The following is a 20,216-nucleotide window of genomic DNA, read 5'->3' on the forward strand; positions in this document are numbered from 1 at the left end:
GCTTGTTCGCCGCGACGGTATATGTTTAGGCATAGGCCATGATCGTATTCCCAGAGCATTTGCTGGAAGGCTACAAGGCCTTCGCCACCCAGCGGCTGCCGACCGAGCAGAACCGCTACCGCGAACTCTCGGTGAAGGGGCAGTCGCCCCCGGTGATGGTGATCGGCTGCTGCGACAGCCGTGTCTCGCCCGAGGTGATCTTCGACGTCGGCCCGGGCGAGCTGTTCGTGGTCCGCAACATCGCCAATCTGGTGCCGACCTATCAGCCCGACGAGAACGCGCATGGCGTCTCGGCCGCACTCGAATATGCCGTCACGGTGCTGAAGGTGAAGCACATCGTGGTGCTCGGCCACGCGCAATGCGGCGGCATCCGCGCCTTCGTCGACAAGATCGAGCCGCTCACGCCGGGCGACTTCATCGGCAAATGGATGCAGATGTTCATCAAGCCGGGTGAGGTGGTCGAGCAGCGCGACCATGAAACAATGGCGCAGTTCGTCGAGCGCATCGAGAAGGCCGCCGTGTTCCGCAGCCTCGAAAACCTGATGACCTTCCCGTTCGTGCGCAAGGCCGTGGAGAGCGGCCAGATGCAGACCCACGGCGCCTATTTCGGCGTCGCGGAGGGATCGCTGTTCGTGCTGGACAAGGTTGCGAAGGAATTTCGGAACGCGCGCGAGGCAGCGTAGGCCTGTCTCGGCTCGGCTTGAATTCGTAGGGTGGGCCAAGGCGCGACGCGCCGTGCCCACCATACTTCCCCGATTAATCGCAGGTGGTGGGCACGCTTCGCTTTGCCCGCCCTACGGGTCGACGGCAGCTCGTGTTACGCCGCCTGCTTCTTCGCGCTGATCAGCTTGCGGTTGATCAGCACTTCCGCGATCTGGATCGCGTTGAGCGCGGCGCCCTTGCGTAAGTTGTCGGACACGCACCACAGCACGAGGCCGTTCTCCACCGTCGCGTCCTCGCGGATGCGGCTGATGTAGGTCGCGTCCTCGCCGGCGGCTTCATACGGCGTGGCGTAGCCGCCGGGCTCCTGCTTGTCGATGACGAGACAGCCGGGCGCCGTGCGCAGGATGTTGCGGGCTTCGTCCGCGCTGATCGGAGTCTCGAACTCGATGTTGACGGCCTCGGAGTGGCCGACGAAGACCGGCACGCGCACGCAGGTGGCGGAGAGCTTGATCTTGGGATCCAGGATCTTCTTGGTCTCCGCCATCATCTTCCACTCTTCCTTGGTGTAGCCGTCCTCCATGAAGACGTCGATCTGGGGGATGACGTTGAAGGCGATGCGCGCGGGAAATTTCTTATTCACGATCTCGCTGTTGGTGTAGACGGCCTTGGTCTGCGAAAACAACTCGTCCATCGCATCCTTGCCGGCGCCCGACACCGATTGATAGGTCGAGACCACGACGCGCTTGATGGTCGCCTTGTCGTGCAGCGGCTTGAGCGCGACCACGAGCTGCGCGGTCGAGCAGTTCGGGTTGGCGATGATGTTCTTCTTCCTGAAGCCTTCGGTCGCAGCGGCGTTCACTTCCGGCACGATCAGCGGCACGTCCGGGTCCATGCGCCAGGCCGAGGAATTGTCGATCACGACCGTGCCGGCGGCGCCGATCTTCGGCGACCATTCCTTCGACACCTCGCCGCCCGCCGACATCAGGCAGATGTCGACGTCGGAGAAGTCGTAGTGCTCGAGCGCCTTGCACTTCAGGGTGCGGTCGCCATAGGAGACCTCGACGCCGACGCTGCGGCGTGACGCCAGGGCCACGACCTCGTCCGCGGGGAATTTGCGCTCATCCAGAATGCTGAGCATTTCCCGTCCGACATTGCCGGTCGCGCCGACGACTGCGACTTTGTAACCCATCGTTCACTCTCCGGTGAAAAAGCCCGTTCCTGAAGCTGACGCTTAAACAGGAAGAGCAGCGCTTCTATGCGAGAACCGGCCTCAAGACAACGTTGGACCATGCTTTAGGGACGTGGATGCAGTCGCCTGAGGCCAGCACGGCCGTTAGCCCCACCCAGATCCATCTGGCGCTTGCAGCTTTCGCCGACGAGGTCGTCGGCACGCTGGCGCGCCTGTTCGCTTATGTGGGGACGCTCGCCCTCCTTTGCATCCTCGGCCTTGCCGCGCTCGGCCAGCTGCCCGATCAGCGCGATGATGAGCCGGCGCCGAGACCGGGCTGGAGCGTGGCCGACCGCTCGCGCCCGGCTTTCGCCCTTAGCAAACTCGATTCATCAGAGAAAACAGCCTCTTACTCCATCCTCAGGCATCCTGAAGGCGGCCGCAGGGACGTCATGCGCTGGACCGGCCCCGCAGAGCAGGTGCTGGCCGAACTCGAGATTTACCGGGAGGGCGGCGAATTCGACGTCACACGTCCGGCAACGGAGGACCTCGCCGTCCAGATGGGACTAGGCGCGGCCACCCCGCTCGAGCAAGCCGGCCTGATCGAGACCAAATTCGGCGCCGTCGCCCTGTTCCGGCCGGTCGCTGCAATGGAGGGCGCGCGGGCATGCCTCGGCTACCTCAAGCGCAGCGAGGAGCCAGCGTTGCAGATCTCCGGCTTCTCCTGCCAGGGCGACACCCTGCCCGCCCGGCGCGCGGCGATCGCCTGCACGCTGAACCGGCTGACACTGCTGACCTCGGGCAACGAGCCGAAGCTGGCGGACCTGTTCGCCCGTGCCGAGCTGAAGCGCCGCGGCTGTGACCTTGCGGGCTCGCCGGACTGGCTGCTGGGCGCCGCGAACGCACAATTGCGCGGAACGCTCTGACCGGCATCAAGCCCAAGTGGCTGTATCCATGCAACTTTGACCCGCGCGCACGATTATTCAGCGCTGGTGTGACCCAATTGACCTAGTTGCGGTCGCCTTGGCCGGGCTAGTATGGGGATGAAATCGATTGGCGGCTTGCCGCCTGAAGGGGACGTGATGAGCTCGAATTTCTCTGCCGCGAACAAACTGGCGATGTGGCTTGCGGCCGGCGCCGTGATTGCCATGTCCTCGGCCTTCGCGGCACCCGCCTCGGCCGAAACCAAGAAGCAGCGCTATGATAACGGCCGTCCCTATTACGGCCCGAGCGGCCCCAATTCGAGCTATCAGCAGGGTCGCACCCGCATCTATGTGAGCAAGCGCTCATGGCTCGACGGCGGCACCGAGGTCAATCCGGGCGACCGCAAGTTCTCCGACTACGCCTTCCCGCCGGCCGTGGGCTATCCGTCCTTCGCCCGCGAGAATCTCAACCGCCCGATCGACCGCCAGCCGCTCTCGCCGCCGCACGATGTCGGCGGCTATCCGCAAACTTTCCCGCTGTACTGAGCGGACCACAATTCGAGTTGAAAAAGGGCCGGGCTCACGCCCGGCCTTTTTGTTTTGCGCCACACGGTCATTCCGGGGCGGCTCGAAGAGCCGAACCCGGAATCTCGAGATTCCGGGTCTGGTGCTACGCACCATCCCGGAATGACGGCACGCATGTTACGCGTGCAGCTTCTGCAATTCCTTCAGGATCGCCTCGCCCATTTGCGTGGTCGAGACCGCCGTGGTGCCTTCCGACTTGATGTCGGCGGTGCGCAGGCCGCTGGCGAGCACCGCGGCGATCGCGGCGTCTACCTTGTCGGCCAGCGCGCCCATGTCGAAGGAATAGCGCAGCGCCATGCCGAACGACGAGATCATCGCAATGGGATTTGCGAGGCCCTGGCCTGCGATATCGGGCGCCGAGCCGTGCACGGGCTCGTACAGCGCCTTGCGCTTCCTGCTCTTGACGTCGATCTCGCCGAGCGAGGCCGAGGGCAGCATGCCGAGCGATCCCGTCAGCATCGCCGCGATGTCGGACAGCATGTCGCCGAACAGATTGTCGGTGACGATGACGTCGAACTGCTTGGGCCATTTCACCAGCATCATGCCGCCGGAATCGGCGAGCTGGTGCTCGAGCGTGACGTCGGGATATTCGCGCTTATGGACCTGGGTCATCACCTCGTTCCAGAGCACGCCCGACTTCATGACGTTGCGCTTCTCCATCGACGTCACCTTGTTCTTGCGCTTCCTGGCAAGCTCGAAGGCGACGCGGCCGATGCGCTCGATCTCGTAGGTGTCGTAGACCTGGGTGTCGACGGCGCGCTTCTGGCCGTTGCCGAGATCGGTGATGGTCTTGGGCTCGCCGAAATAGACACCGCCGGTGAGCTCGCGCACGATCATGATGTCGAGGCCCTCGACCGCCTCGCGCTTCAGGCTCGAAGCCTCGGCCAGCGCCGGGTAGCACACGGCGGGACGCAGGTTCGCGAACAAAGCGAGATCCTTGCGCAGGCGCAGCAGGCCGGCTTCGGGACGCACCTCGTAAGGAACGGCATCCCACTTCGGGCCGCCGACCGCGCCGAAGATGATAGCGTCGGCGGCGAGCGCCTTGGCCATGTCGCCCTCGGAGATCGACACCTTGTGCGCGTCATAGGCGGAGCCGCCGACGAGGCCGGTATCCGTCTCGAACCTGGCGATCCCGGCCGAATTGAGCCAGTCGATCAGCCGCTTCACCTCGCCCATCACCTCGGGGCCGATACCGTCGCCGGGAAGCAGCAGCAGTTTGTGCGTCGCCATGGTCGTTTCCTCTGAGATCGAATTTCGGCCGGAGTGCTAGAGCGACGTTGCGCGCTTGGCAAGACACCATTGCCGCCTCGCCGCTGTGCAAGGCAGGCAGGGCCTGCCACACTGCACCTGCCGGAGTACCCCTTGCACGCACCTGACCGCCCTCCACCCGATGCCCATCCCGCGCGGCTGATCCTGACCCTGTCGCTGGCCGCGACGGTCGGGCTCGGTATCGGCCGCTTCGCCTATTCGCTGGTGCTGCCGGACATGCGGGAGGACCTCGGTTGGTCCTACTCGGCGGCCGGTTTCATGAATACCATCAATGCCGTCGGCTATCTCGCGGGCGCCCTTGTGGCGTCCCGGCTGATCCAGCGCGTCGGCTGGTCGGCCGCGATCCGCGGCGGAACGCTGGCCTGTGTCGCCGCGCTTGCGGTGTGCGCGCTGACCGGCAATTTCGTCGCGCTCAGCCTGGCCCGGCTGGTGCTCGGCATCGGCGCGGCGGCCGGCTTCGTCGCCGGCGGCGCGCTGGCCGCTTCCATCGCGCAGGCCCATCCGGAGCGGGGCAATTTCCTGCTCAGCCTGTTCTATGCCGGCCCCGGTGTTGGCATTCTCTCATCAGGGCTGATCGCCCCGTTCACGCTGCAATATTTCGGCCCGGGCTCGTGGTGGGTGGTGTGGTGGGCGATGACGCTGCTGTCCGTCGTGATGACCGTGCCGCTGTTCCTGGTCCGCATCGAGAGCGGAGCCCGTTTCTCGCAAGCCAGCCACGCCGCCTTCGCGATTATGCCCGTGCTGATCTATCTCGCCGGCTACTTCCTGTTCGGCGCCGGCTACATCGCCTACATGACCTTCATGATCGCCTATGTCCGCGACGGCGGCGGCGGGGCCGCGGCGCAGGCGGCATTCTGGAGCCTGATCGGGCTGAGCGCCTTCGTCACGCCCTGGGTCTGGCGCGGCGTGCTGGCGCTCGATCGCGGCGGACTTGCCACCGCCATCATCCTCGGCACCAACGCGCTGGGTGCGGCTCTGCCGATCCTTGGACATTCGCCGGCGTGGCTTGCGGTCTCCGCGGTGGTGTTCGGCGTCGCCTTCTTCGCCGTGGTCGGCTCGACCACCGCCTTCGTGCGCTTCAACTATCCGCCCGAGGTGTGGCCGACCGCGATCGCGGCGATGACGATCTCGTTCGGCGTCGGCCAGACGCTCGGGCCGATCGCGGTCGGCGCGATCACGGACGCGCTCGGGAGCCTGAGTTACGCGCTGAATGTCTCGGCGGCGCTGCTGGCGCTTGGGGCGGTTGCGGCGCTGTGTCAGCGCAAGGTGGGGCCGAAGGGCTCGCGTCCGTAGCGCAGCGGATTAGCTCCCACTGAACGAATTATAACCCTGGTCTTCCCAATAGCCGCCCTTGTAGTCGTTGGTGACTTCCATCGAGACCACGTATTTCGGGTTCTTGAAGCCGAGCTTGGTCGGCACGCGGATCTTCATCGGGAAGCCGTAGGCGCGCGGCAGGATTTCGTCCGCGTATTTGAACGTCATCTGCGTCTGTGGATGCAGCGCGCTGCGCATGTCGAGGGGAGAATTGTAGCCGTCCTTGTCGGCGCACTGGAACCAGACATATTTCGCGCGCGTATCGGCGCCGACCAGCTTGAGGAAATCGCGCAGGGGCGTGCCGGTCCAGCTGCCGATCGCGCTCCAGCCTTCCACGCAGATATGACGCGTGATCTGCGTAACCTGCGGCAGCTTGTAGAGCTCATCCAGCGTCCAGGACTTCTTGTTGTCGACAAGGCCGCGGACCTCGAGTTTCCAGTCGGCGCCGTTCACGTCGGGCGCATCGTCGAGATCGTAATAGGCGTTGAACGGGAACGGTTTCGTGATCGCGCTTTCGGCAAAGGTCGGCGCCAGCGCGTCTGGATTGAAGATGAAGGCCTGCACCGCGTCGTTGAATTTCGAGACCTGCTTCAGCATCTCCTCGGCCGAAGAGGAATCGACGACGTCGCAGCCGGTGAGCAGCGTCAGCGCCCCGAGACTGGCGCCGCCCGCGATGAAGCGGCGGCGGGTCACATCAGGCATCGTCTTGATGGAGTCCTTGATCAGGAGCCGCTTGTCGACGCCGGGGACCAGGAATGTACGCTTGGCCATGTTGTCCTCCTCAGCGACCGATGATCATGGCGCGCAGGCTCTTCGGCACCAGCAGCGCGAGCAGAACGTGAACGACCAGGAACGCGCAGATCGCGGCCATGCAGAAGAAATGGATGTAGCGCGCGGTCGGATAGTCGCCGAACAGTGTGACGAGCCAATGCAGCTGCACCGGCTTCCACATCCCAAGGCCTGACAGCACGATCAGGACGCCGACCACGATGATGCCGGCATAGAGCACGCGCTGGACGTAATTGTAGACGGTGAGATCGGCATGGCCGAGCTTGAAGGTCAGCGCAGCCCTGACGTCGTGGAGCACGCCTGACGGGGTGATCGGGAACAGTTTCTTGGCGAAGCGGCCGGTGGCAAAGCCGGTGACGAGATAGGCGAGCCCGTTGATCATCAAGAGCCACATCGCCGCGAAATGCCAGAGCAGGCCGCCGCCGAGCCAGCCGCCGAGCGTGTACTCGCGCGGAAAGCTGAAGCCGAACAGCGGCGAGGCGTTGTAGATCTGCCAGCCCGACAGGATCATCAGGATCATGGCAAGAGCATTGACCCAATGCATGACCCGGACCCAGGCTGGCTGGATTACTTTGGCCGGATTGGCCCTGACCTGCTCGTCGGTGACAGTGAGGCTCGCCATGATGGTTCCGTCCTGGGGATCGTGTGTCAGGATTATACGCCGGCCGTCCGTCTTCGTTACGCCGTACTCGCGATCAAATCGATGCCGTCAGGCTATTGTGGTCACAAAAAAGCGAGCCGGGCACCCCCGGCTCGCCTTGTCGAAACACCCTGTCGGGGATGAAACAGGATCGCGTGGGGTTACGTCGCCGGCATCAGCACGGTATCGATCACGTGGATGACACCGTTCGACTGGTTGACGTTGGAGATCGTCACCATCGAGGTGCCGCCCTTGGCGTCGACGATCCAGACCTTGCCGTCCATCTTCTTGACCGTCAGCTCCTCGCCTTCGGCGGTCTTCAGCTTCTTGCCCTCGGTGAGGTCGGAAGCCTCGAGCTTGCCGGGCACGACATGATAGGTGAGGATCTTGGTCAGCGTGGCCTTGTTCTCGGGCTTGACCAGGGTGTCGACGGTGCCGGCCGGCAGCTTGCCGAAGGCGGCGTTGGTCGGCGCGAACACCGTGAACGGGCCCCTGCCTTCCAGGGTCGGGACCAGGCCCGCTGCCTTCACGGCCGCGACCAGCGTGGTGTGGTCCTTCGAGTTGACCGCGTTCTGGACGATGTTCTTGGACGGGAACATCGCAGCGCCGCCGACCATGACGGTCTTCTCCTCGGCGCTCACTGGCGCGACGACGGTCGCGGTGATGGCCAGGGCGCTGAAGGCGGCGGCAGCGAGATAGGTAATGCGCTTCGACATGGAGAATCTCCCGATTGGATTGTGACCGGCGATTGCCGGCGTTGAGTTGGCAACAACAGTGGCTGCGACCTGTGAGCGTGAAGCAGCAGCGCCGTCGTTGCACCGAACTACGGGAGGGTTTGCGAAGTGGTTTCGGGAAATAATTTATCGTGATGCGTGAAACTATCCGCGGGGGTGTTCGTGGGGTGCATCCACCGCGTCATCGCGAGGAGCGACTTGCCCGCCGAAGCTCGCAGAGCGAAGGCGGAAGCGACGAAGCAATCCAGGCTGTTTGCACGGATACTTTTCTGGATTGCTTCGCTTCGCTCGCAATGACGAACTACTAGTCCCTATTGTTCGGTGTTTGAATGAACCCGCGATTATGCGTCGGGCTGATCAGCACTTCGTTGATGCAAACACGCGCCGGCATGCTCGCTATGAACGCGATGGTACGACCGAGATCTTCGGATTGCAGCATCCTGGCTTGCTCGTCCTCGCTCGGCACCACCGGGCGCAGCTTCAGGATCGGCGTCGCCACCTCGCCCGGCATCAGGCAGCAGGCGCGCAGGCCGTTGACGCATTCGTCCATGTTGAAGGAGTGGGTCAATGCCAGCACCGCATGCTTGGTGGTAGTGTAGGCCGGGCCCGGCATCTTCGAGACGTGGCGGCCGGCCCATGACGAGACGTTGATGATCGCGCCATCCTGCTGCTTGCGCATCGTCGGCAGAACCGCGCGCATGCAATAGAGCACGCCGTTGAGATTGACCTGGACCAGTCTGTCCCAGCCCTCCAGTTCCATGTCCTTCCAGCTGCGCTTGGGGACATTGATGCCGGCATTGTTGACCAGGAGGTCGATGCGGCCGTGCTTGGTGACGATCTGATCGGCCGCTTTCTGGGCCGCGGCGGCGTTGGACACATCCAGCGCAATCGCCTCGGCCGCCCCGCCCGTTTTGGTGATCTTCGCCACCACAGCGTCAAGAGCTGGCTGGCGCCGGCCGGACACCACCACCGTCCAGCCGTCGGCAGCTAGCGCCTCGGCGCCAGCCTCCCCGATGCCGCTGCCACCACCCGTGACCCAGGCCACGCGTTTCCCGTTCTTGGTCATGCAAACTGTCTCCGTTGCTTCAGCGGGGCGGTTTTTGCTAATCCAGCCCTCGGTTTTGACCGGCCTTGTCTAACAAGACTTGTCGTACAAGTCCCTACGGTCGAGGAAATCTTGCATGAACCCAGCTGCCAACGCCAATTTGTTTTCCCGCCTGTTCGACGGCCTGGACGATCCCAAACGCCTCGCGATCGAGACGCATGACGGCGCCCATATCAGCTATGGCGATTTGATCGCGCGCGCGGGACAAATGGCGAATGTGCTGGTCGCGCGCGGCGTGAAGCCGGGCGACCGCGTCGCGGTGCAGGTCGAAAAATCCGTCGCCAACATCGTGCTGTATCTCGGCACGGTGCGGGCCGGCGCGGTCTATTTACCGCTGAACACCGCCTATACGCTGAACGAGCTCGACTATTTCATCGGGGATGCCGAGCCGTCGCTGGTGGTCTGCGATCCTTCCAAGGCGGAAGGGCTCGCCCCGATCGCCGCCAAGGTGAAGGCCAAGGTCGAGACGCTCGGGCCTGACGGCAAAGGCTCGCTGACGGACGCCGCCGACAAGGCGAGCAGCGAGTTTGCGACCATCTCGCGGGCAAACGACGATCTCGCCGCGATCCTCTACACCTCGGGCACCACAGGCCGTTCCAAGGGCGCGATGCTCAGCCACGACAATCTCGCGTCGAACTCGCTCTCGCTGGTCGGCTACTGGCGCTTCACCGACAAGGACGTGCTGATTCACGCACTGCCGATCTATCACACCCACGGCCTGTTCGTGGCGACCAACGTGACGCTGTTCGCACGCGCGTCGATGATCTTCCTGCCGAAGCTCGATCCCGATCTGATCATCAAGCTGATGGCGCGCGCCACCGTGCTGATGGGCGTGCCGACCTTCTACACGCGACTTCTGCAAAATTCCGCACTGTCGCGCGACAGCACGAAGCACATGCGGCTGTTCATCTCGGGCTCGGCGCCGCTGCTGGCCGAGACCCATCGCGAATGGTCGGCGCGCACGGGGCATGCCGTGCTCGAGCGCTACGGCATGACGGAAACCAACATGAACACCTCGAACCCTTACGACGGCGAGCGCGTCCCCGGCGCGGTCGGCTTTCCGCTGCCCGGCGTCTCCGTGCGCGTGACCGAACCTGAGACGGGGAAAGAGCTGCCGCGCGAAGAGATCGGCATGATCGAGGTGAAAGGCCCGAACGTCTTCAAGGGCTACTGGCGCATGCCGGAGAAGACCAAGGCGGAATTCCGCGACGACGGCTTCTTCATCACCGGCGACCTCGGCAAGATCGACGCCAAGGGCTACATCCACATCCTCGGCCGCGGCAAGGACCTCGTCATCTCCGGTGGCTTCAACGTCTACCCGAAGGAAATCGAGAGCGAGATCGACGCCATGCCCGGTGTGATCGAATCCGCCGTGATCGGCGTACCGCATGCCGATTTCGGCGAAGGGGTCACGGCCGTCCTGGTCTGCAACAAGGGGGCGGATGTCACCGAAGCCGGAGTGCTGAAGGCACTCGACGGCCGTCTGGCAAAATTCAAGATGCCCAAACGCGTCTTCGTCGTCGACGAGCTGCCGCGCAACACCATGGGCAAGGTGCAGAAGAACGTGCTGCGGGATACGTACAAGGATATTTACGCGAAGAAATGAGGGGGCTCGCTCTCGCCGCGTCATGCGAGGAGTTCTTGCGACGAAGCGATCCAGAATTTTCCGCGGAGACGGACTGGATTGCTTCGCTGCGCGCGCAATGGCGGAGTGTGTGGCGGCTATTGCCCGCCCAACAGGCTCATCGCGAACCGGCTGCCAACAATGAACAGGTAGCACCCGAACGCCACCTCAAGCGTGCGCTTCGACATCGCATGCGCGGCTCTCACGCCCAGCGGCGCGGTGACGAGGCTCATCGGCATCACCAGCACCGCGCCGATCAGCGAGACGTAGCCGAGCGCGAACGGGATCTGCAGCGCGGCGACGGCGGGATAGGTCGCCGCCGCCGGCCAGCCGGCATAGATGTAGCCGAGCGCGCCGGGGATCGAGATCAGCACTGCCAGCGCCGACGAGGTCGCCACCGCCTGGTGGATAGGACGGCCGTAGAACGTCATCAGCAGGTTCGAGAACAGGCCGCCGCCGATGCCCATCAAGGTCGAGAGGATGCCGACGCAGAAGCCGTAGACGCGCATCAACAGTCCCTTCGGCATGTCACCGCCTAGCTTCCAGGTCTCGCGCGCGAAGATCAGCCGCGCCGCAGCGGCGTAGGCGACACCGACGAAGACGATCTTGAACAGCCGCTCCGGCGCGTAGCGTGCCACCACGCTGCCGGCGATGACGCCGAGCACGATCGGCAGCCACCACAGGCGGAGGATCGCCATGTCGACCGCGCCGCGCCGGTAGTGCGCCTGGAACGAGCGAAGCGAGGTCGGGATGATGATGGCAAGAGAGGTGCCGATGCAGAGCGGCATCCGCACCTCCAGGGGCACGCCCACGATACGGAAACATTCGTAGAGCACCGGCACCAGAATCGCGCCGCCGCCGATGCCGAACACGCCGGCCAGAAATCCCGAGAGCGCGCCCGTTGCGATCAGCAACAGCGCGAGCTCGATGATCTCCTTGATTTCAAGACCCGCAATCACCCGGCCCGCTCCGCGCAGCACCTCCGAAAAGTCGGCTCGGATTCGGCTGCAGATCCAGCTGTAGGAGATCTGTCTTGGCGGGTCGACAGAGCGCGCGACGCGTCTTGGGTGGGATGCAGGTGGCGCATATCCGCCGTCGCGCGGAAAATCAGTGCGCATGGCGGAATTGGCGACGGTTCTGGGATTGGTTCGGCCGCTTGCGGCGTCATGAGCTCGGGCGCGGGCGCCGCGCGAGCGAGTTCGCCTAGAGGCGTTCCAATAGTAATTTCAATGTGGCTTTGAGCCCCAAAAGAATGAAACAAAATTCACCTGTTCGTTGGCGGACCTACGGTCTGGTATACCAAGCCTCTGATTGGCCTTGCTTCGTCAAGGACCTAGAGCTGAACCAGCGTTCGATTTATGGCGAATTGGTGATTGCGCGAGCGAAATCGACTCCGTAAATAGAGCCGACCTTTCCGATCCCCGCGCGCCCCCTGCTGGGCCGCCAGACAACATCAAAGCCCATGACCGCACGGATCGAACGACCGCTCTCGCCACACATCCAGGTGTACCGCTGGACGCTGACGATGGTCCTGTCCATCGTCCATCGCGCCACCGGTATCGCCCTCTATGTCGGAACCCTGCTGCTGGTCTGGTGGCTGGTTGCCGCCGCCTCCGGACCGGCTGCCTATGCCCACGTCCAGGCCTTCGCCGGCAGCATCATCGGCCGGCTGATCGTGTTCGGCTACACCTGGGCGCTGATGCACCATATGCTGAGCGGCATCCGGCATTTCGTCTGGGATCTCGGCTACGGGTTCAAGCCCAATGAGCGGGAGGCACTGACCTGGGCCGCCCTGATCGGCGGCATCGCGTTGACGGTGCTGGTCTGGATCGTCGCCTATGCGATGGGAGGCGGACGATGAGCGCGGCCGATACGCCCAAGCGCAGCATGCGCACCCCGCTCGGCCGCGTCCGCAATCTCGGCGCCGCGCATTCCGGCACGTCCGATTTCTGGCGCCAGCGCATCACCGGCGTCGCCTTGACGCTGCTGATGATTCCGGGACTGGTGATCATCATGATGCTGCTCGGCCGCAACCAGGTCTACGCTGCGCAGACACTGAGCTCCATTCCCGTTGCAGTGATCCTGCTGCTCTTCATCCTCGCCAGCGCCTGGCACATGAAGATCGGCATGCAGGTGGTGATCGAGGACTACGTCCATAACGAGAAGCTGAAGCTCACCGCGGTCATGCTCAACAACTTCTTCTCGTTCGCCGTGGCACTCGCCTCGACCTACGCGATCTTGAAACTGGCATCCGGAGTGTAACCCATGGCCACCGCAACGAATGGCTCGGGCAACGGCGCTCCCGCCACCAACGGCAAAGCCTACCCGATCGAAGACCACACCTATGACGTCGTCGTGGTCGGCGCCGGCGGCGCCGGCCTGAGGGCCGTGGTCGGCTGCAGCGAGGCTGGTCTTCGCACTGCCTGCATCACCAAAGTGTTCCCGACCCGCTCGCACACTGTCGCGGCGCAGGGCGGCATCTCGGCTTCGCTCGGCAACATGCACAAGGACGACTGGCGCTGGCACATGTACGACACCGTCAAGGGGTCGGACTGGCTCGGCGACCAGGACGCGATCGAATACATGGTGCGCAACGCGCCCGAGGCGGTCTACGAGCTCGAGCATTGGGGCGTGCCGTTCTCGCGCACCGAGGACGGCAAGATCTATCAGCGCCCGTTCGGCGGCATGACCATGGACTACGGCAAGGGCCAGGCGCAGCGCACCTGCGCCGCCGCCGACCGCACGGGTCATGCCATGCTGCACACGATGTACGGCCAGTCGCTGCGCCACGCGGCCGAGTTCTTCATCGAGTTCTTCGCCATCGACCTGATCATGGACGACCAGGGCACCTGCCGCGGCGTCATCGCGCTCAAGCTCGATGACGGCACGCTGCACCGCTTCCGCGCCCAGACCGTGATCCTGGCGACCGGCGGCTACGGCCGCGCCTACGCCTCCTGCACCTCGGCGCACACCTGCACGGGGGACGGCGGCGGCATGGTGCTGCGCGCCGGCCTGCCGATGCAGGACATGGAGTTCGTGCAATTCCATCCGACCGGCATCTACGGCTCGGGCTGCCTCGTCACCGAAGGCGCGCGCGGCGAAGGCGGCTACCTCGTCAATTCCGAAGGCGAGCGCTTCATGGAGCGCTATGCGCCGTCGGCCAAGGACCTCGCGTCGCGCGACGTCGTCTCGCGCGCGATGACCATCGAGATTCGCGAAGGACGCGGCGTCGGCAAGAAGAAGGATCACATCTTCCTGCATCTCGACCATCTCGACCCGGCCGTGCTGGCCGAGCGCCTGCCGGGCATCTCCGAATCCGCAAAGATCTTCGCCAATGTCGACGTGACGCGCGAGCCGATCCCGATCGTGCCGACCGTGCACTACAACATGGGCGGCATCCCCACGAACTACCACGGCGAGGTCCTGACCAAGAGGGACGGCGACGACAACGCCATCATCCCCGGCCTGATGGCGATCGGCGAAGCCGCCTGCGTCTCCGTGCACGGCGCCAACCGCCTCGGCTCCAACTCGCTGATCGACCTCGTCGTGTTCGGCCGCGCCGCGGCGCTCCGCCTCGCCGAGAAGCTCACGCCCAATGCCAGCCAGCCGGAGTTGCCGGCAAACTCATCCGATCTCGCGCTTGGGCGGCTCGACCATTATCGCTATGCCTCCGGCGGCACGCCGACCGCAAAACTGCGCGAAGGCATGCAGCACGTGATGCAGAACAATTGCGCGGTGTTCCGCACCGGCGACATCCTGAGCGAAGGCCAGAACCTGATCGAGAAGGTCCACAGCGGCATCACCGACATCGCCGTGTCCGACCGCTCGCTGGTGTGGAATTCGGACCTCGTCGAGACGCTGGAGTTCGACAATCTGATCTCGCAGGCGGTGGTGACGATGAACTCGGCCGCCAACCGCACCGAGAGCCGCGGCGCGCATGCGCGCGAGGACTTCTCCGAGCGCGACGACAAGAACTGGATGAAGCACACGCTGGCCTGGCTGGACCATGCCGGCAAGGTCAAGATCGAGTATCGCCCGGTTCACGACTACACCATGACCAACGACGTGCAGTACATCCCGCCCAAGGCTCGCGTTTACTAAAACGGCGCGCGTGTACTGATCGAACATTAGCCGTCGTTCCGGGGCGATGCGCAGCATCGAACCCGGAATGACGAAAGGTTAGAGCAATGGTTGAATTCGCACTTCCGAAGAACTCCAAGATTTCCGGCGGCAAGACCTGGCCGAAGCCCGCGGGCGCGACCGAGGTTCGCGAGTTTCGCGTCTATCGCTGGAATCCGGACGACGGCAAGAATCCGAGCGTCGACACGTATTACGTCGACACCAATGATTGCGGTCCGATGGTGCTGGACGGCCTGATCTGGATCAAGAATCACATCGACCCCTCGCTGACCTTCCGCCGCTCCTGCCGCGAAGGCGTCTGCGGCTCCTGCGCCATGAACATCGACGGCCAGAACACGCTGGCCTGCACCCGCTCGATGCACGACGTCAAGGACGGCGCGGTGAAGATCAACCCGCTGCCGCACCAGCCGGTCGTGAAGGACCTCGTGCCCGACCTGACCAATTTCTACGCGCAATACGCCTCGGTCGAGCCGTGGCTGAAGACGAGCTCGCCGACGCCGCAGAAGGAATGGAAGCAGAGCCACGAGGACCGCGAGAAGCTCGACGGGCTCTACGAGTGCATCCTCTGCGCCTGCTGCTCGACCTCGTGCCCGAGCTATTGGTGGAACAGCGAACGCTATCTCGGCCCCGCCGCCCTGCTCCAGGCCAACCGCTGGGTGTCCGATTCGCGGGATGAAGCGACCGGCGAGCGGCTCGACAATCTCGAAGACCCGTTCCGGCTCTACCGCTGCCACACCATCATGAACTGCGCCAAGGCCTGCCCGAAGGGACTGAACCCCGCGGAAGCCATCGCCGAGCTCAAGCTCAAGATGGTCGAACGGCAGATCTGAGACGAAGTCATGCTTCGCGTCCCGGCCAAAGCGGCCGGGACATTCTGAGATCTCTGTCGATTCCAGTAGAATTTTCCAATTCGAGTAAGGTCTTCTCCGACCCGCTGCACGCGCAAGTTTTCAGTTCGCATCCATAGGTTCCAGCAGAAGCTGCTTCCTTCCCCGCGCTAGATTCAGTTAAGCTCCCCGTCAGGGACGGAGCGACTGTGCAGAGGGCGCAACGCAATTCGCTGAGACTGTTGCAGTGGATGATGGCGGCATCCCTGGCGCTGCCGATTGCTCTGTTCGCCATCGCCGCGACCATCTCCTACACATCGACCCGCGACATCGCCGACCGGGAGATCGAGCGCACGCTCGACGTGGTGCATGAGCACGCGCTCAAGGTGTTCGAGACCATCGATCGCAGCCTTGCCGAGCTCAACGAGGTGGTCCGCGGCCTCTCCGACGACACCATCCGCGCGCGCGAGCCGGGGCTGCACCGCCGCCTGAAGCGGCTGGCCGACTCGCTGCCGCAGCTCAAATCGGCCTGGATCTTCGACGCGGACGGAAAAGCGCTTGTCAACAGCCTCGCCTCGCCGCCGCCAGCGTTGGGCTTTGCGGACCGCGACTACTTCTATGCCCACGTCGACCAGACCATCGGCACGTTCATCGGCACCGCCCTGACACCCCGTCCTCCTTATCAGGGCGCGCGCTTCTTCGGGGTGAGCCGCCGCCGCGACTCGGAAGACGGCCGCTTCATCGGGGTGATCCAGGCATCGGTCCTCCCCGAATATTTCGAGAGTTTCTATGCGCGCATCGGCCCGGATGCCGGCAGCTTCTTCGCGATGGGACGCGCCGACGGCGTGCTGCTTGGGCATTTCCCGCGGCTCGACCGCGACCTTCGGCTCGATCCGACCGGACCGGTCGGCCGCGAAATCGCGGCGCGCCCCGAGCACGGCCTCATCACCATCGCCTGGCCGTCGGACGGGATCGAGCGCCGCATCGGCTACCGACGCGTCTCGGAATACCCGATCTATGTCAGCGCGGGGCTCGAGACCTCGGCGATCCGCGCGCGCTGGTTCGCCACCATAGGCCAGCATCTGGTGTTCGGCATTCCCGCCACCGCACTCCTGTTTCTGTTGCTGGCGCTGGCGTTACGGCGCACCCAGCACCTTCAGGCCGAAGCCGCAAAGCGGCGCGAGGCCGAGGAGGCCCTCAAGCATAGCCAGCGCCTTGAGGCGCTCGGGCAGCTCACCGGCGGCGTCGCGCACGATTTCAACAATTTGCTGACGGTGATCCGCGCCTCCGTCGACCTGTTGAACCGGCCGCAACTGCCGGAGGAGCGGCGCCAGCGCTATATCACAGCCATTGCGGACGCCGTGGCCCGCGCGGCCAAGCTGACCTCCCAGCTGCTCGCCTTTGCGCGGCGCCAGACCCTGAAGCCGGAGGTGTTCGACGTCGGCGAACGGATGCAGGCGCTGCACGATATGCTCACGCCACTGCTGGGCCCGGCCATCGAAATCGCCATGCGCCTGCCCGCAGAGCCCTGCCTCGTTCGTGCCGATGCAGGCCAGTTCGAGACGGCGCTGATCAACATGGCGACCAACGCGCGCGACGCCATGCAGGGCAAGGGCCGGATCACCTTCCAGGTGGAGCCCGCGACGACCGTTCCGGATACGCTGGCCGGCCCCTCAGGCAGCCAGAGCCCGGGACACCACGGCTTCATCAGGGTCACCGTCAGCGACACCGGCATCGGCATTCCCGCCGCCCGACTCGATCGCATTTTCGAGCCGTTCTTCACGACCAAGCAAGTCGGCCACGGCACCGGCCTCGGCCTGTCCCAGGTGTTCGGCTTCGCGCGGCAATCCGGCGGCGAGGTGACGGTCACGAGCGAGGTCGGGCACGGCAGCACCTTCTCGCTCTACTTGCCGCGGGTGGCGCCGGACCTGCTGCCGCAGCGGCAGGCGCCGAACACGGCGCCGGCGGTGGCCGGCAGCGGCATGTCGGTGCTGGTGGTCGAGGACAATATCGAGCTTGCCAATTTCGCGGCCGATGGTCTCACCGAGCTCGGCTACAGCATCACGCTGGTCGACAATGCCACCGACGCGCTCGCCGAGCTCGTCGTGGACGCCGATCGCTTCGACGTCGTGTTCTCGGACGTCGTCATGCCGGGGATGACCGGACTTGATCTGGCGCGGTCCATCCGCGACCGCGGCATCGACGTGCCGATCGTGCTGACCACGGGCTACAGCCAGGCGCTGGCACAGGATGGCGTGGCCGGCTTCGATCTCGTGCAAAAACCCTATTCGATCGAGGAATTGTCGCGCGTTCTGCACCGGGCGGCCCGGATCCGGCGCGTCCGGGACGGCGCCGCCGAATAAGGGCTGCGGAACCCAGCGGGAACCGGCGAGTTCCCCTGGCGTTGTCGGCTCATGCACAAGCCCGCCGCGAAGCGCGAACACGACAAGCCGCCGATCGTCGGCATCAAGGGCGAGAGTGGCGACGAGGTCGAGCCGCCGCCCCCGGAGCTGCTCGAGCCCGACCCCGAACTGTCACCCGAGGAGGCCGAGCAGGTCCGCAAGGACTATCTGCTGACACGCTTCCGGATCAGCGCACGCGGCTTCTGGGGGCGCAGCGGCGATCGCCTCGCCTGGCCGTTCTCGATCGGCCTTGGCCTCTTGATCATTCTCACCGTCGGCTTCCAGTACGGCATCAATGTATGGAACAGGGCTATCTTCGATGCGATCGAAAAGCGCGATGCGGCGAGCGTCTTCCATCTCACCGCGCTGTTCTTTCCGCTCGCGATCGGCAGCATCGTGCTCGCCGTCGCGCAGGTCTTCGCGCGCATGGGCATCCAACGGCGCTGGCGGGCCTGGCTGACTTCGAGCGTGCTGACGCGCTGGCTCAAGAATGGGCGCTACTATCAGCTCAACCTCGTCGGCGGCGATCACGAGAATCCCGAATACCGCATCGCGGAGGATTTGCGCGTCGCGACCGATTCCCCGGTCGATTTCGTCGCCGGCGTGACGGCCGCGCTGCTGTCGGCTGTAACCTTCATCGTCGTGCTATGGACCATCGGCGGCGCCCTCACCGTCACGCTTGGTGGCTCTTCGGTGACCATTCCGGGCTTCCTCGTGATCGCCGCGATGCTCTATGCGGGAATCGCCTCGGGCTCGATCCTGGTGATCGGCCGGCGCTTCGTGCAGGTGTCCGAAGACAAGAACCAGGCCGAGGCCGATTTCCGCTACACGCTGACGCGCGTGCGCGAGAACGGCGAGAGCATCGCGCTGCTCGGCGGCGAGGAAGAAGAGCGCGGCGGCATCGACCGCAACTTCACCAACGTGCTGCGGCAATGGGCGCAGCTCGCCGGGCAGCACATGCGCACCACGCTGGTCTCGCAAGGGTCGAGCCTCGTTGCGCCCGTGGTCCCTCTTCTGCTCTGCGCGCCAAAATTCCTCGACGGCAGCATGACCCTCGGGCAGGTGATGCAGGCGGCCTCCGCCTTCACCATCGTGCAGAGCGCGTTCGGCTGGCTGGTCGACAATTATCCGCGGCTTGCCGACTGGAACGCCTGCGCGCGCCGCATCGCCTCGCTGATGATGTCGCTGGACGGGCTCGAGCGCGCCGAACAGGGCGACGGTCTCGGCCGCATCAAGCGCGGCGAAACCAGCAACGACGCCATGCTGGAGATGAAGGATCTGTCGGTCACGCTCGACGACGGCACAGCCGTGGTCGGCGAGACCGAAGTCGTGATCGAGGCGGGCGAACGGCTGCTGGTTGCCGGTGAATCCGGCACCGGCAAGAGCACGCTGGTGCGCGCCATCGCAGGGTTGTGGCCCTGGGGCGGCGGCAGCGTCAATTTCCATCCCGACCGGCGGCTGTTCATGCTGCCGCAGCGGCCTTACATACCCTCGGGCTCGCTGCGCCGTGCGGTCGCCTATCCCGGCGCGGTCGACCACTGGACCGTCGAGGAGATCGGCGAAGCCCTGCACAAGGTCGGGCTCGATCATCTCAAGGAAAAGATCGAGGAGGAGGCTCCTTGGGACCAGACGCTGTCAGGCGGCGAGAAGCAGCGCCTCGCCTTCGCACGGCTGCTGCTGCACAGCCCCGACATCGTCGTCCTCGACGAGGCCACATCCGCGCTGGACGAAAAGAGCCAGGACAAGATGATGAAGATGGTCACTGACGAGCTGCCGAAGGCCACCATCGTCAGCGTGGCGCACCGCGTCGAACTGGAGGCCTTCCACAGCCGCAAGATCGTGCTGGAGCGGCGCAAGGGCGGCGCCAAGCTCGTCAGCGACATCGAGCTGATCCCACGCAAGGGCAGGCGCAAGCTGCTCGGGCGATTCCTGAGGCAGCGCAAGGCGCCGAAGAAGGCGGCGTGAGCCGCGTAGCCCGCGCAGCGCAATCCGGGCTACATTCTTTTCTCGCAACGTTGGAGTCCTCATCAAAA

18 protein-coding genes are annotated in these 20,216 nt (G+C 64.6%); 11 read left to right on the forward strand and 7 right to left on the reverse strand.

All coding sequences use genetic code 11. The features are described from left to right. The first annotated feature begins 38 nt into the window (after positions 1-38). On the forward strand, positions 39-683 hold the full coding sequence (locus tag IVB28_RS07260) for a carbonic anhydrase (protein ID WP_247525393.1): 645 nt from the start codon (positions 39-41) through the stop codon (positions 681-683). A gap of 134 nt (positions 684-817) precedes the next feature. Here the strand turns inward: IVB28_RS07260 and IVB28_RS07265 are convergent, their stop codons facing one another. Beyond that, positions 818-1,852, reverse strand: a complete 1,035-nt coding sequence (locus tag IVB28_RS07265) for an aspartate-semialdehyde dehydrogenase (RefSeq protein ID WP_247525394.1) — start codon at positions 1,850-1,852, stop codon at positions 818-820. 116 nt (positions 1,853-1,968) lie between these two features. Between IVB28_RS07265 and IVB28_RS07270 the strand changes: the two genes are divergently transcribed. Next, positions 1,969-2,757, forward strand: coding sequence for a hypothetical protein (locus IVB28_RS07270; RefSeq protein ID WP_247525395.1), 789 nt, complete (start codon positions 1,969-1,971; stop codon positions 2,755-2,757). Positions 2,758-2,913: 156 nt separating this feature from the next. Beyond that, on the forward strand, positions 2,914-3,300 hold the full coding sequence (locus IVB28_RS07275) for a hypothetical protein (protein ID WP_247525396.1): 387 nt from the start codon (positions 2,914-2,916) through the stop codon (positions 3,298-3,300). Between the two features lie 156 nt (positions 3,301-3,456). Here IVB28_RS07275 and leuB read toward each other — a convergent pair whose 3' ends face one another. Beyond that, entirely contained in the window at positions 3,457-4,569 is a 1,113-nt protein-coding gene (gene leuB / locus IVB28_RS07280) for a 3-isopropylmalate dehydrogenase (protein WP_247525397.1), read from the reverse strand. A gap of 132 nt (positions 4,570-4,701) precedes the next feature. Here leuB and IVB28_RS07285 point away from each other — a divergent pair, with 132 nt between their 5' ends. Continuing rightward, positions 4,702-5,901, forward strand: coding sequence for a YbfB/YjiJ family MFS transporter (locus IVB28_RS07285; RefSeq protein ID WP_247525398.1), 1,200 nt, complete (start codon positions 4,702-4,704; stop codon positions 5,899-5,901). A gap of 9 nt (positions 5,902-5,910) precedes the next feature. Here the strand turns inward: IVB28_RS07285 and IVB28_RS07290 are convergent, their stop codons facing one another. The 4 genes from IVB28_RS07290 to IVB28_RS07305 form a co-directional block, all read right to left on the reverse strand. Beyond that, positions 5,911-6,693 (reverse strand): molybdopterin-binding protein, encoded by a 783-nt coding sequence (locus IVB28_RS07290; RefSeq protein WP_247525399.1) that lies wholly within the window; start codon positions 6,691-6,693, stop codon positions 5,911-5,913. A gap of 10 nt (positions 6,694-6,703) precedes the next feature. Then, the gene (locus IVB28_RS07295; RefSeq protein WP_247525400.1) at positions 6,704-7,333 is read right to left on the reverse strand and encodes a cytochrome b/b6 domain-containing protein; all 630 of its coding nucleotides are present in this window, start codon (positions 7,331-7,333) and stop codon (positions 6,704-6,706) included. Between the two features lie 179 nt (positions 7,334-7,512). Beyond that, positions 7,513-8,067, reverse strand: a complete 555-nt coding sequence (locus IVB28_RS07300) for a fasciclin domain-containing protein (protein WP_247525401.1) — start codon at positions 8,065-8,067, stop codon at positions 7,513-7,515. Positions 8,068-8,389: 322 nt separating this feature from the next. Further along, the gene (locus IVB28_RS07305; RefSeq protein WP_247525402.1) at positions 8,390-9,151 is read right to left on the reverse strand and encodes an SDR family NAD(P)-dependent oxidoreductase; all 762 of its coding nucleotides are present in this window, start codon (positions 9,149-9,151) and stop codon (positions 8,390-8,392) included. 115 nt (positions 9,152-9,266) lie between these two features. Here IVB28_RS07305 and IVB28_RS07310 point away from each other — a divergent pair, with 115 nt between their 5' ends. Further along, a complete protein-coding gene (locus IVB28_RS07310; protein WP_247525403.1) occupies positions 9,267-10,796 on the forward strand; it encodes a malonyl-CoA synthase in 1,530 nt (509 codons plus the stop codon). A gap of 116 nt (positions 10,797-10,912) precedes the next feature. On the opposite strand, the gene IVB28_RS07315 is transcribed toward IVB28_RS07310, so the two are convergent. Continuing rightward, positions 10,913-11,773, reverse strand: coding sequence for a sulfite exporter TauE/SafE family protein (locus tag IVB28_RS07315; protein ID WP_247525404.1), 861 nt, complete (start codon positions 11,771-11,773; stop codon positions 10,913-10,915). 503 nt (positions 11,774-12,276) lie between these two features. On the opposite strand from IVB28_RS07315, the gene sdhC reads away from it, so the two are divergent. The 6 genes from sdhC (at position 12,277) to IVB28_RS07345 (ending at position 20,148) form a co-directional block, all read left to right on the forward strand. After that, positions 12,277-12,675, forward strand: a complete 399-nt coding sequence (gene sdhC, locus IVB28_RS07320) for a succinate dehydrogenase, cytochrome b556 subunit (RefSeq protein WP_247525405.1) — start codon at positions 12,277-12,279, stop codon at positions 12,673-12,675. Beyond that, entirely contained in the window at positions 12,672-13,076 is a 405-nt protein-coding gene (gene sdhD / locus IVB28_RS07325) for a succinate dehydrogenase, hydrophobic membrane anchor protein (RefSeq protein WP_247525406.1), read from the forward strand. Before sdhC ends, sdhD begins: the two co-directional genes overlap by 4 nt. 3 nt (positions 13,077-13,079) lie before the next feature. Continuing rightward, complete coding sequence (gene sdhA / locus IVB28_RS07330) at positions 13,080-14,915, forward strand: succinate dehydrogenase flavoprotein subunit (RefSeq protein ID WP_247525407.1); 1,836 nt, start codon at positions 13,080-13,082, stop codon at positions 14,913-14,915. Positions 14,916-15,001: 86 nt separating this feature from the next. Continuing rightward, positions 15,002-15,784: a succinate dehydrogenase iron-sulfur subunit gene (locus IVB28_RS07335; RefSeq protein WP_247525408.1), complete on the forward strand. Its 783-nt coding sequence runs from the start codon at positions 15,002-15,004 to the stop codon at positions 15,782-15,784. Positions 15,785-15,990: 206 nt separating this feature from the next. Continuing rightward, positions 15,991-18,144, forward strand: coding sequence for an ATP-binding protein (locus IVB28_RS07340; protein WP_247525409.1), 2,154 nt, complete (start codon positions 15,991-15,993; stop codon positions 18,142-18,144). Positions 18,145-18,195: 51 nt separating this feature from the next. Beyond that, the gene (locus tag IVB28_RS07345) at positions 18,196-20,148 is read left to right on the forward strand and encodes an ABC transporter ATP-binding protein/permease (RefSeq protein ID WP_247525410.1); all 1,953 of its coding nucleotides are present in this window, start codon (positions 18,196-18,198) and stop codon (positions 20,146-20,148) included. Positions 20,149-20,216: the final 68 nt, after the last annotated feature.

The organism is Bradyrhizobium sp. 199, from assembly GCF_023073355.1.
GTDB lineage: Bacteria > Pseudomonadota > Alphaproteobacteria > Rhizobiales > Xanthobacteraceae > Bradyrhizobium.